The organism is Variovorax atrisoli 110B, from assembly GCF_000382045.1.
In the GTDB taxonomy this organism is placed as follows: Bacteria; Pseudomonadota; Gammaproteobacteria; order Burkholderiales; family Burkholderiaceae_C; genus Variovorax; species Variovorax atrisoli.
In genome coordinates, this window is sequence record NZ_KB907450.1 from 1,669,334 (window position 1) to 1,681,451 (window position 12,118).

9 protein-coding genes and 1 pseudogene are annotated in these 12,118 nt (G+C 62.8%); 4 read left to right on the forward strand and 6 right to left on the reverse strand.

Going from position 1 to position 12,118, the window contains the following annotated elements; genetic code table 11:
* Positions 1-101 precede the first annotated feature (101 nt).
* Complete coding sequence (locus tag G369_RS0107950; protein WP_019653453.1) at positions 102-722, forward strand: LysE/ArgO family amino acid transporter; 621 nt, start codon at positions 102-104, stop codon at positions 720-722.
* On the opposite strand, the gene G369_RS0107955 is transcribed toward G369_RS0107950, so the two are convergent.
* Together G369_RS0107955 and pcaQ are read right to left on the reverse strand one after the other, a co-directional pair.
* Complete coding sequence (locus tag G369_RS0107955; protein WP_019653454.1) at positions 695-1,927, reverse strand: DUF418 domain-containing protein; 1,233 nt, start codon at positions 1,925-1,927, stop codon at positions 695-697. The genes G369_RS0107950 and G369_RS0107955 overlap by 28 nt on opposite strands.
* Entirely contained in the window at positions 1,924-2,865 is a 942-nt protein-coding gene (gene pcaQ / locus G369_RS0107960) for a pca operon transcription factor PcaQ (RefSeq protein WP_019653455.1), read from the reverse strand. Before pcaQ ends, G369_RS0107955 begins: the two co-directional genes overlap by 4 nt.
* Before the next feature lie 131 nt (positions 2,866-2,996).
* Here pcaQ and G369_RS0107965 point away from each other — a divergent pair, with 131 nt between their 5' ends.
* From G369_RS0107965 to G369_RS0107975, 3 genes are all read left to right on the forward strand, one after another.
* Positions 2,997-4,013, forward strand: coding sequence for a Bug family tripartite tricarboxylate transporter substrate binding protein (locus G369_RS0107965; RefSeq protein WP_019653456.1), 1,017 nt, complete (start codon positions 2,997-2,999; stop codon positions 4,011-4,013).
* A gap of 188 nt (positions 4,014-4,201) precedes the next feature.
* Positions 4,202-5,197: a Bug family tripartite tricarboxylate transporter substrate binding protein gene (locus G369_RS0107970; protein WP_019653457.1), complete on the forward strand. Its 996-nt coding sequence runs from the start codon at positions 4,202-4,204 to the stop codon at positions 5,195-5,197.
* A gap of 133 nt (positions 5,198-5,330) precedes the next feature.
* Positions 5,331-6,674, forward strand: a complete 1,344-nt coding sequence (locus tag G369_RS0107975) for a sulfatase family protein (RefSeq protein ID WP_019653458.1) — start codon at positions 5,331-5,333, stop codon at positions 6,672-6,674.
* A 72-nt stretch (positions 6,675-6,746) separates the two neighbouring features.
* Here G369_RS0107975 and G369_RS0107980 read toward each other — a convergent pair whose 3' ends face one another.
* From G369_RS0107980 to G369_RS38105, 4 genes and pseudogenes are all read right to left on the reverse strand, one after another.
* Positions 6,747-7,238 (reverse strand): hypothetical protein, encoded by a 492-nt coding sequence (locus G369_RS0107980; RefSeq protein ID WP_020722990.1) that lies wholly within the window; start codon positions 7,236-7,238, stop codon positions 6,747-6,749.
* A gap of 262 nt (positions 7,239-7,500) precedes the next feature.
* Positions 7,501-10,791 (reverse strand): DEAD/DEAH box helicase, encoded by a 3,291-nt coding sequence (locus G369_RS37490; RefSeq protein WP_157773646.1) that lies wholly within the window; start codon positions 10,789-10,791, stop codon positions 7,501-7,503.
* A gap of 17 nt (positions 10,792-10,808) precedes the next feature.
* The gene (locus tag G369_RS38480; protein WP_157773647.1) at positions 10,809-11,579 is read right to left on the reverse strand and encodes a hypothetical protein; all 771 of its coding nucleotides are present in this window, start codon (positions 11,577-11,579) and stop codon (positions 10,809-10,811) included.
* 371 nt (positions 11,580-11,950) lie between these two features.
* Positions 11,951-12,118, reverse strand: a pseudogene (locus G369_RS38105) (IS5/IS1182 family transposase); the annotation flags it as partial.

Below are 12,118 nucleotides of genomic sequence, written 5' to 3' on the forward strand. Positions count from 1 at the left end.
CAGGCTTCAGCCGATCGATTCGTCTTGAATTTAAGGCGAAAAGCGCATTCCGCCTGAGCTTCGCCATTCTCTTCAGGCCACGTCGTAAAGACAATTTACGAATGGACTCTACCCTCTTCCTCAAGGCCCTCGTCATCGGCCTCTCCATCGCAGCACCTGTCGGCCCCATCGGCCTGCTCTGCATCCAGCGCACCCTCGCGCACGGCCGAACCATCGGCTTTCTCAGCGGGCTCGGCGCCGCGCTGGCGGACGCGTTCTATGGCGCCATCGGTGCGCTGGGCGTGTCGGCCGTCATCGCCTCGATGGTGGCCGCGCGCGTGCCGCTGGCGCTGGGCGGCGCGGCATTTCTCGCTTGGATGGGCGTGCAGCTTCTTCGCGCGCCGGTCGCCACGCAGGCCCGTCAGGCCGCCGACGCCACCACGCCGCTGAAGGCCACGCTCTCGGTCTTCGTGCTGACGCTCGCGAACCCGATGACGATCCTGTCCTTCGTCGCGGTGTTCGCTTCCATCTCCACCGGCAGCACCACCGGCGGCACCCAGGCCGCGACCATGGTGCTCGGCGTGTTCCTGGGCTCAGCGCTGTGGTGGCTGGGACTGTCGACGATGGTGTCGTCGGTGCGGCACAAGCTCAGCGCGAAGACCATGCAGTGGATCAACCGGCTGTCGGGCGCGATCCTGCTGGCCTTCGCGGTGTATCAGCTGTCGACGCTGCTGCCGCGCTGACCTGGAGCCTCGGGCTTGCGCCGCATCGGCGGAAGCTCCAGGTTCGTGAACGCGCGCAGCACCCACTCGACCGGCCCGTAGACGAAGCGGCCCAGCCACCAGCGGCTCAGCACCAGTTGCGCCGCGAAGATCGCGAAGGCGATGCCGGTGGCGGCCGTCGGCCCCACGGTGCCGATCCAGCGCAGCCCGTAGGCCAGGAAGAGCCATGCGCACACCAGCGACTGCATGAGGTAGTTGGTCAGCGCCATGCGGCCTGCCGGTGCGAGCATGGCTTCGAGCACCCGGCCGCGCGGCGACAGCATCAGCAGCACCAGGCCGGCCGCGTAGGCTGCCGTGAGGAATGGCGCGGTGAGCAGCGTGGCCGCGAGGCCGTAGAGCTCGCGCACGGGGTTGTCCAGCCGGATCGAAGGAAAGGCGTACAGCGCCGCGCCCGGCAGCCCGATGACCAGCCCCCAGCGCAGCAGTCGCTTGAACAGCGGCCGATACGCATCGGCATTGGCGAACAGCTCGCGCCGCCCCGCGATGAAGCCCGCGAAGAACATCGCCAGCGCCGTCGGCGCCTGCACCAGCCCGGTGATCCACCAGATTTGCGAGAGCTCGCGCAGGTGCTGCACGATCACGGTAAAGGGCGTCCCGCGATACGCCGCCAGCGCCGCGACGGCATCCGCATAGGCCGTGCGCGTGTCGTTCGACACGCCCGCCTTCACCAGCAGGTAGCCGATGCCCGCCCACAGCAGCGAAGTCGCCAGCACCAGGAACACCGCGGCGCGTGCCATGAACACGTCGCTGCGACGCCGCAGCATCAGCAGCACCGCTCCCAGCACCGCGTAGGTGGTGAGGATGTCGCCGTGGTACAGCACCACCGCATGCACCAGGCCCAGCACCCACAGCCCCACCAGCCGCCGCCCCATGCGCGGCGCGAAAGCCTTGCCGCCGCGCTCGGCCGACTGCATCTGCAGCGTGAAGCTGTAGCCGAAGAGAAAGGAGAACAGCAGGTAGAACTTGGTCTCGAACACCAGCGTGCGCACCAGCAGCGCCGCGCGTTCGAGCACCGACTGCGCCATCGGGTCGGGTATGCCCACCCCGTAGTAAGTAGAGGAGAAGCTCGCGATGTTCACCACGAGGATGCCCAGCAGCGCGAAGCCGCGCAGGGCGTCGACCAGCGACTGGCGCTCGCCGGGCATCGTCTTTTCGCTGCCGCTCATGCCTGCACTCCCTCGATCGCTCGGTGCCTTGCCGCAACGATCTCGCGGATGGCCTCGATCAGCAGCTGCGTGCCTTCGGCCGGCTCGTCGCCACGCCGCATGGTGAGCCCCACCGGCCCTTCGGTGCTGGTGGTGTCGATGGCCAGCCGCTTGAGTTCGCCGCGCTCGACCAGCCCTTCGACAGCCCCCTGCGGCGCGAACCAAACCGCATCGGAGCGCTGGAGCAGCCCCAGCACGAAGCTGGTGTCCGTCGCCTCCACCAGCCGGCCGGGCAGCGCCATGCCCTGCGCGATGAGGAATGCGTCGGCCGTGTGCCGTATCAACGTGCCCGACACCGGCAGCACCAGCGGATGGCCCGCCAGCGCGTCGAGCGGCGGTTGGCGCCGCGCCGCCAGCGGATGCCCCGGCCGCGCCACCAGCAGCAGCGGTTCGCTGTAGAGCTGCTCGAAGGCCAGGTCGGCCATGGCCGAGGCCTGTGCGAGGCGGCCGAGCACGAGGTCGATCTCGCCCTGGCGCAGCTGCGTCATCAGCTGGGCATTGGTGCCGCTCACCACGCGCACACGCAATGCCGGCTGCGACACGTGCAGCGAGGCCACGGCCTCGGGCAGAAGGTTGGCCACCATGTTCGGCAGCGCGCCGACGGCCACGCGCAGCTGGTCGGCCTCTGGCTGGTCCATGGCCAGGCCCAGCCCTTCGCGCAGACCGCGCAGCGCCGAGACGGCATGGCGCACCAGCACCTCGGCGGCCGGCGTGAGCTCCACGCCGCGCCGGCGGCGCAGCAGCAGCTGGCGGCCGACGATCTCTTCCAGCTCGGCGACCGTCTTGGAGACGGCCGGCTGCGTGAGCGACAGCGCCTTGGCCGCGCGCACCAGGTTGCGCTCCTGCGCCACCATCACGAGGCACTGCAGGTGGCGCATCTTCAGGCGCCCAAAGTTCATGTCTGACACGGCGTTTCCTCAGGAGAATGGCCGCTTCAATATAACCAACTGGAATAGCTGGCAGAAGAGCTTTCAGTTGTGCCGCCCCCGCCGCGCACCTAGAGTTGCCCGGACAACGGAGACAAGACGACATGACCACCGGTTCGCCCAGCAACTCCTTTGGCGGCACGCGCCGCCGCCTCGCCGCTGCCCTGGCGGCCTGCGCCGCCCTTGCCTTCGGCGCCGCCGCGCCCGTGCAGGCCCTGGCCGCCGACGCCCCCTACCCCACCAAGGCGGTGCGGCTGCTCGTCAACTTCCCGGCGGGCGGGCCCATCGACATCCTGGCCCGTGCGCTGGCCGACGCGATGCAGAAGGACCTGAAGCAGCCCTTCATCGTCGACAACCGCCCCGGCGCGGGCGGCAACATCGGCGCCGACCTGGTCGCCAAGAGCCCGGCCGACGGCTACACGGTGCTGCTGGGCATCGACAGCACCTTCACCATCAACCCGCACCTGTACGCCTCGATGCCCTTCGCGGCCAAGGACCTGAAGCCGCTGATGATCTTCAGCTCCTCGGGCCTGGCCTTCGGCGTGGCGCCCGGCGTGAAGGCGAAGACGCTGCCCGACTTCGTTGCGCAGGCCAAGACCGAGCCCGCCACCTTCAGTTCGGCCGGCAACGGCAGCCCGGGCCACATCGCCGCCGAAATCTTCGCCAGCGACACCGGCGCGAAGATCACGCACGTGCCCTACAAGGGCAACGCGCCCGCCGTGCTGGCGCTGATGGGCGACGAGGTGCAGGCCGGCATCCTCGCCACGCCGGGCCTGCTGCCGCAGGTGCAGTCGGGCAAGCTGCGCGCCCTGGCCGTGACCGGCAAGCAGCGCTCGCCGCTGCTGCCCCAGGTGCCGACCGTGGGCGAACTGGGCCTGAAGGGCCTCGAGTTCGAGGTGCTCTATGTCTCGATGCTGCCGGCCGGCACGCCCGAGCCGGTTGCGCAGACCCTGCGCACCGCGCTGCAGAAGGCGATGGCGCTGCCCGAGATCAAGTCGCGCCTGGCCACGCTCGACATGGTGCCGCTCGGAGAAACCGGCGCCGCCGCCAGCGAGCACCTGGCCGCCAACCAGGCGCGCTACGGCCGCATCGTGAAGGCCACCGGCATGAAGGTCGACTGAAAACGGCGGCAGGCAAGGAAGACAGGCACAGGCAGAACAGCTGCGAAGGAAGGGTAATTCCGGTGAATGGTTGATTTGAACAATCGAGCGCGGCCTCTTCAGAATCGTCCGCAACTGCGGATCCCGCGGCCATACTCGATTGCCATCGATAGCCATCGCCTGAACGACGACACAAGGACCTGCCCAACATGCTGCCGACCCCATTCCGCCCCATCACCCGCCGCCTTGCCGGTCTGCTGGCCATCGCCGGCCTCGCGACGGCTTTCGCTACCGGCGCGACGGCCGCCGAGGTGAAGTTCGACACGCCCCTGCGCATCGTGGTGGGCTACGCCCCCGGCGGCGCAACCGACCGCGTGGCGCGCATCGTGGGCGACAAGCTCACCGCCCGCCTGGGCGTGCCCGTGGTGGTCGACAACAAGCCCGGCGCGGGCGGCCGCCTCGCCGCACAGCAGGTGAAGACCACCCCCGCCAGCCAGAACGTGCTGATGCTCGCCAACCCCGCCGTGATGATCGTGGCGCCGCTGGTCTTCAAGGACAACAACTACGACCCCGACCACGACTTCGTGCCCGTGTCGTACGTCAACGACTACAACTTCGCGCTCGCCGTGTCGCCCACCCTGCCCGTGCGCGAGCTGAACCACCTGCTGGCCTGGATGCGCGCCAACCCCAACCAGGCCAACGTGGGCGTGCCGGCCACCGGCAGCCTGCCGCACTTCTTCGGCCTCATGGTGGGAGAGAAGGCCAAGGTGCAGACCCAGGTGATCGGCTACCGCGGCTCGGCCCCGCTGCTGAACGACCTGATCGGCGGACAGATCCCGATCGCGGTGGACACCGAAGACGTCGTCGTGCCCCAGCACACCGCGGGCAAGGCGCGCATCCTCGCCATCTCGGGCACCAAGCGCTCGCCCTTCGTGCCCGACGTGCCCACCTTCAAGGAGGCCGGCCTCGACCTCGCCGCCACCGGCTGGAACACCTTCTTCGCGCCGGCCAGCATGCCCAAGGAAAAGGTCGAGCGCCTCGCCGTGGTGATCCGCGAAGTCATGCAGGACGCCGACACCCAGCGCAAGTTCAAGGACTCGGGCATGACGCCCGTGGTGAGCACCCAGGCGCAGACCGCCGCGATGCTCAAGGCCTACCGCGCGCAGTGGGCGCCGGTTGTGCAGAAGTCCGGTTACCAACCTTAAGCAAACCCCCAGTCTTCGCGCACTTCGTGTCGCTTCGCCAACCCCCTTGCAGGGGGCAACACCGGCGGCCTGGCAAAGCCGGTTCCGCGGTGTTCCCCGAACAGACCCCGAGCCTCGAAGGCGCGATCAACTTATGACCAGACCCAACATCATCTTCATCGTGGCCGACGACCTCGGCTATGCCGACCTCGGCTGCTACGGCGGCCGCGACGCGGTGTTCGGCCCCGTCTCGCCCGTGCTCGACGGCCTGGCCGCCAACGGCCTGAAGCTCACCCAGGGCTACTCCAACTCGCCCGTGTGCTCGCCCACGCGCTTCGGCATGATCACCGGCCGCTACCAGTACCGCCTGCGCGGCGCGGCCGAAGAGCCCATCAACAGCCGCAGCCGTGGCAGCACCACCCTGGGCCTGCCCACCGACCACCCCACCCTGCCCTCGCTGCTGAAGGCCAGCGGCTACCAGACCGCCCTCATCGGCAAGTGGCACCTGGGCTACCCGCCCACCTTCGGCCCGCTGCGCTCGGGGTATGACGAATTCTTCGGCCCCATGTCGGGCGGCGTCGACTACTTCACCCACTGCGACTCCACCGGCCGCCACGACCTGTGGTTCGGCGAGGAAGACAAGCAGGAAGACGGCTACCTCACCGACATCCTTTCGAAGCGCGCCGTCGACTACGTCGAGCGCATGGCGGAGCTTCAGAAGAAGAAAGAGAAGAACGAGGACGACACCCCCTTCTTCCTGAGCCTGCACTACACCGCCCCGCACTGGCCCTGGGAAACCCGCGACGACGCGGCCAAGGCCCCCAACATCAAGAACAACCTGTTCGACCTGGCCGGCGGCAACATCCACGTGTATCGCCGCATGATCCATCACATGGACGAAGGCATCGGCTGGATCATGGACGCGCTCAAGAAGCACGGCATGGCCGACAACACCCTGGTGGTGTTCACCAGCGACAACGGCGGCGAACGCTTCTCCGACAACTGGCCGCTGGTCGGCGGCAAGATGGACCTGACCGAAGGCGGCATCCGCGTGCCATGGATCGCCCACTGGCCCGCCGTGATCGCCAAGGGCGGCGAGAGCACCCAGCTGTGCATGACCATGGACTGGTCGGCCACCATGCTCGACGCAGCCGGCGTGGCCGCGCACCCCGACTACCCGCTGGACGGCGTCTCGCTCATGCCCGTGCTGAAGGACGCGAAGCAAACCTTCCGCCGCCCCCTGCACTGGCGCATGAACCACCGCGGACAAGAGGCGCTGCGCGACGGCGACTGGAAGTACCTGAAGGTCGACGGCAATGAGTACCTGTTCAACATTCCCGGCGACGAACGCGAGCGTGCGAACCTGGCGAAGAAGGAGCCGGAGCGGCTGGCTGCGATGCGGGCGGATTGGCAGGCTTGGAATGCGACGATGCCGGCGATTCCGGAGGATGCGACTGTGAGCCTGGGGTATTCGGTCAAGGATATGCCGCAGAGGTGAGTCGGCCGAAGCGCGCAGAAAAGGTCAGCAGCCCCCAAGCTGCAGGCCCTGGGCGCCTGACACTTGCGAACGTCAGCGCCAGTTCGGAGGTAGGCCACTGAATCGGGACAAGGCGATGGGCGGTGCGTCGTCGAACACCTGCCAACGCAACTGCTCTGCCGCGACTTCATAAACGTGGGCGCGGAACGCACACACAAAATGCCGCAGACGGGCCGCCTCTTTCCACACGGATTCGCGCGCGAGCACCGGTAGCCAGGGGGCATCCTCAACTTCGTAGAGGCGGTTCGCCCGCAGGCCCAGAGAGACCAGTGGGTGACCATCCCGCGCATCTCCGTTCCACATCTGCATGCGGACTGCGGCGGCGTGCAGAAAGTCGATCCGGACGCTCGGACCCGTCTCGGCGTTCAACACGCGAATACCCTCCACAGTTGCAGGAGACTGATCAGCGTGGCGGGCCAAGCTGAACCCAGTGGACTCCTGCGAGAGGTATTGATACAGCGAATTGGGCACCCATCGCGGTGCGTCCTCAAACTCAACGAGCGATGTATTGCGGTCAAGCGTCATGAGGTCATTCTCTGGTCGAGCCGCCCCTCCATATCCATCGTATGGCCTTTCACTCTGACCCAAGTGACTGTTAAAGACTGATTGCTGAAGTTCAACAATGACAGCTTAGCGGGCTTTCACTCCTGGGTAGCAAGTTCAAGAACGATGTCACGGAGCGTCTTGCCAGCCGCGAGCAGAAACCTCGATTTGAACCACCGGCCACAGGCTCTACCAGCGGCGCCTTATCGCAACTCGAGACTTAGCCTTTCTCGATAACCGGGGCTTATGGCACGCTCCAAGATTTCCAGCCTTCCTTGACGCGGTTTCGCAATGTCTTCCAGTCCTCGTTCGGCTGTGCCGGTGCCGTCCAGAACTCGCATACATCCCAAGTTTCATGTGTTGCGATGCGAGCGCCGGACCGGCCGATGACTTGGTAGAGCGCTAGCTTCTCGAGCGTGTCCAGTCCGTCTCGAACACATCCACTTAAGCGTTCAAGGGTCAGCCATGACTCGTCAATCGCCTCGCTTGCGCGGCGGACCAATTCTGGAAGTGATGCGATGTATGCGATATCTGGGAGGACTCGCATGACGAAGTCCCGACTGTTCTCACACTTATTTAGCTTCGTCAGAGAAGCGTTAAAAACCTTCTCCATGGCCGTAAACGGCTTCCCGGCAACCCATGCTTCGAGGAGCGGTAGAAGCTTTGGAATGGCAAATGCCCCTCGCTCCTCCGACGTCGTCAGCGCAGCAAATTTTTTGCCGAACAAGGTTTCAAGCCCTTCCTGACGAGTCATCTCAATAAATGCCCTCGGTTCCGACTTCAGCCAATCAAACAGCCATCGAATCCAACCGTTTACTGAAGTTTCACTCGGCGGTGACTGAAGATGTTTTTCCAACGAGCGAAGCGTGGAAGCCTGAATGCCGAACTTCGCTGCGAGCGCATTCGACCAATCAGAATCCTCATCCGGGTTTGCGAGCTTCTTTTTGGCCGCGATTGCCGCAGCTACGCGAGACTCCAGCCAACTCTGGTCACCGGACAGACCTTTGAGGTATGCGTTGAAGGTTCGAGCCAATATTGCGCGAGACTTAGTTTCAGTCTCTTCATCCGATTCACCGACAGGAAGGCGTCGAAGCAGATAGTCGGCTGCAATGTGATTCTCCTCATGCGAGTGGATTGCATCGAGAATAGGTGCGAGCGGGTCTTCGATCGCGAGGCATTGGTCCGATTGAGAAAAAATTTCCTTAAGACTCGTCCAATGGTCATGAATGAGGCCGACGGAGTCGTCGAAGAAGACCACTTGGCTTGGGATGACAAGAACAAACCCATACGAGCTCTCGCCAGCTCGTCCTGCTCTACCCGCGGCGTTCAGTAGCTCGTGGGCCTGCAGACGTTCAAGTTGGTTGTTTGTCGCGTCGAAACGGCTGTCGCCTGCAATCAGAACAATCTGGCTAGGAAGATTCATTCCCTGCGCAAGCGTCGACGTCGCGGCTAAAACATGGATGCCGTCCTTGCGACGATACAGCGATTCGTGCAGATGCCGCTCCGCAGGTAGAAGCCGGGCGTGGTGCGGTAGCGCCGATGAAGTCACTTCCTTTTCTGAGGAAACTTCAATGTATAAGCTTTCTGCGGAGCCAACTTCTTGCAAGGCAAGGTCAAGAAGTTGATTCTCCTCAGTGCTCAACCGGATTGCGTTCTTGCCCAGTCGCTCCCTGGTGTATTCGGCAGTGCTGTTCGCGTTAACTGTCGTCTGACAGAAGATGAGGGTCTTAAGCACCCGAGAGGAACTGTGGTCGACGGCGGCAGACCCAATGGCCGACGCAACGTTGTTCGCATTAGGCGTCAGTTTCCAATACTTGCTGAGCGCCAATTGAATTGGCCGGTCAAGCAAGGGAAGCAGTGCGTAGTCGACGCGGTTCGTCGTGTCCCAAGTTTGCTTCAGACCAAAGAAGCCTTGGGGTCGAGCCAGCATTTTTCGCTTTGCTTTTTCAGGGGGCGCGACGGTCTTCGCAGAGGCCTTCAATGACCTCGCGAGGGTCGTCAATGCATCGACTTCGGAGCGCGGATACACTAGGCAGCCCCGTACCTGTCGAGTCGGCTTCCAACTCATGGAAAGTGCAATGCACTGTCGATTCATGACGCTCTGGAGCCATCCAGCAATTTGAATCGCGTTGCTCATCATGGCCGACAGCATCAGCATGTCGGCCCTCGGAGCTAGCTCCACGGCATTGAGGACGCAGAGCATGGAATCGACGGCACGTTTCCCCCGCTCTGTGTCGATGGCATGCAGTAGGTGGCATTCATCAAAGACGATGAGGCCAACATTCTCAAATAGTCTCGGCTCGAAGCCCATCAGAGCAAGACATCGCTCCGGCGTCATGACGGTGATTGGAGGAAGACGGACAGCGTCGAATCCGAATGGGTCGTCGCTCGCGTACTCGCGTTCAACATCCGCGTCCGGAAACGCTGTGTCTAGAACCCGCGCCGTTTGGTCTACGAGTGATAGCGTGGGAGCCAGAAACACAACATCCAGCTGCCTACTGAGTGTGGCAAGAATTTTCAGTTCAGATAGCGTTGACTTCCCTGCTCCGGTTGGGAAGCTGATTGCAGCGGATGTTCCAACGTCTAGGTAGCCGCTTCGAATGGCGTCGATGTGGTTGGGCCAAAGGTACGGGCGACGGCGCGAAATATGGCGAACTCCGTGCGTCCACCTAGCTGAGTCGCTGCCGTTCGGAGGGCTGAGATTGGCAACACTAGCCTGCGGAAAGTCCCCGGCAAGAATCTTGAGCAACACAGCTAGATGCCGCGGCCCAGCAAAGACTCTCACAATCGTTTGACCTTCATACGGGCTAACAACTGTTCGGCTGCAAAGAGCCTCTACTCTCGCAAACTCTTCCTTGCTACTCGAATCCGCATCGCCCAGCATCTCGGCTGCTAGCGCGGCGAGCCCGTTGTAAATCAGGTGGTACAGCGCATCAATCGCCCGCTCGATGCTCTGGCGACCATCAATAGCTGTGCTTGCGAACTCGGACTGCGGCTGAATGTTGGCGAGTTCGCCTTTGGCAAATCGACGGATTGCGGCCAAGAGCGAAGCCCGATGGGGCTTAGACTGTGAGAAGTCTTCTTCAATCTCTCCAGCCATCTCGGCGGCGTCAGCACTTGCTCCAGCAATCATGAAGAGCACAGTCGCAGACACCTCAGGCGAAACGCAATCCAGCTCAAGGCGGGAGGCCACCTTTTCCCCGAGGATACGTTCTGCTTGCAGGAGAACGTAGTGCGCGGTACCTGCGACGAAAGCCGCCGAGCGCCGATCTTCGCGAGATGGGCTCACCGAGATAAGAGCTTCTTGAGTGCTTGCAAGCTCCCTGAGGAACTTCATCTCTTTAGCGACGTTTGAGAGCGTCTCTGCTCTTGATTCATCACCTTGGTCGGCTTGTGTGGCGAGGTCACGCAGCCGCATGCGCGCAGCCACGATGGTTGTATATATCCTGGTGAACTCTTTCGAGAGTTGGTTGTTATCCAGTCCATCAAGAACAGGAGCGTGCCGAATCAGTTCTTCGGTAGAAGGGTCAAACATCAAAAGCACTTCCGAAATTAGAACGTGGCAATTTGAGCTATTGCTTTGGCGGCTAAATTCGCCATCCACGCTCTAACATCGTTGACGACGAAAACTTCTGCTCGTCGACGGTCACTGCTCCCCTGAACCTTCGTGTCGTAGTCCTTAAAAAGGCTCTTTCGAGAAGCTGGCGTACTCTTTCTTGCGGTAATACTGATGCGATAGCGCCTGGTCGTATTCCAAGATATCTTGTTGACGGCCGCAGCCGGATTCGGGTGATGGGCCGCTGCCAAAATTCCAGAGGCTTGTTGCGTGATTCTGTTCACTCCATGTCCCGACTCAAACCTGACGAACTCAGGCCAAACATCGTCCCGAACTGTGTCTCTCGGATTCTCGGTCGCCTTGTCCTCGAAAATAATCGTCGCGATGACGTTTTGCGACTCATCAAGCAATATTTCGAGGCCATCGAGCCCCTTCTCGGCGTGAATCAGATGCGGAAGCGCAATGAGAGCGCCTGGCCTGTGCACATGGGCCGCAAGCCACGATATAACCTGGAATATCCACCCATCTCGGTGCCAGGGGTCTATGCCCTTCTGGGTAAGGAGTTCCACAGCGTCTAACTTCGCCGCGTCGTTCGTTAGTGGGGTCCCCGCCGGATTGACCGCGTGAAGAATCTCAGCAACGTGAAATGCTTGGCCAATGGCCACCCACGCAATCCACTTTGCGAGGACATCCTCGTCAGGCACTTTCCAGGTATTGCCGGTCCACAGCGAGTCCGTCGTTCCGAACGGCGTTAGATTGATTGGCAAACGATCTCCCAATTGCGTTTGATTTTCCAAACAAGTCTATAGCGTGCCGCGGACACGAGGCGGGACGCAGGGGCGTCGGCTTCAACTCGCGCGGTGCTCTTTTGCCATATTGAACCGCTTCCGGATTAGTGCAAGCGCGAGGCCGTACCCGCCGCTGCATAGCAGAAGTCCGCACATATCGCTGCAATCGGGCGCAACAGTAGCTGAGGGATAAGTTCTAGAGCATCCCATCTTTGTGGGATGCCCATAGGCCTAAGGAACGTCTGATCAAGTCGTAAATTGGCCGGCTGAAGAGGGTGCGTGCGGTCCCGCTGCACTCGCAGGCTCGTTGCACCGAGCATCCGATGCGTTTGAGGGCTTCTATGCCCCCTTCACGCTGCCTGCGGGCGCAGCTGTCCCATCATCGCAATCAGTTTCCTTCTGACCATCCACAAGTTCGACAGCGCAAACAGCGTGATCACGTGCGCAGTGTTCTTGGCTAATCCCTTGAATCTCACCTTTGCCAAGCCGAACTGACGCTTGATCACCCGAAACGGGTG

Coding starts and splice junctions, on each gene's coding strand:
- G369_RS0107955 (WP_019653454.1), bottom strand. CDS start 1,927: ATGAGCGGCAGCGAAAAGACGATGCCCGGCGAGCGCCAGTCGCTGGTC.
- G369_RS0107950 (WP_019653453.1), top strand. CDS start 102: ATGGACTCTACCCTCTTCCTCAAGGCCCTCGTCATCGGCCTCTCCATC.
- G369_RS37490 (WP_157773646.1), bottom strand. CDS start 10,791: ATGTTTGACCCTTCTACCGAAGAACTGATTCGGCACGCTCCTGTTCTT.
- G369_RS0107975 (WP_019653458.1), top strand. CDS start 5,331: ATGACCAGACCCAACATCATCTTCATCGTGGCCGACGACCTCGGCTAT.
- G369_RS0107980 (WP_020722990.1), bottom strand. CDS start 7,238: ATGACGCTTGACCGCAATACATCGCTCGTTGAGTTTGAGGACGCACCG.
- G369_RS0107970 (WP_019653457.1), top strand. CDS start 4,202: ATGCTGCCGACCCCATTCCGCCCCATCACCCGCCGCCTTGCCGGTCTG.
- G369_RS0107965 (WP_019653456.1), top strand. CDS start 2,997: ATGACCACCGGTTCGCCCAGCAACTCCTTTGGCGGCACGCGCCGCCGC.
- pcaQ (WP_019653455.1), bottom strand. CDS start 2,865: ATGAACTTTGGGCGCCTGAAGATGCGCCACCTGCAGTGCCTCGTGATG.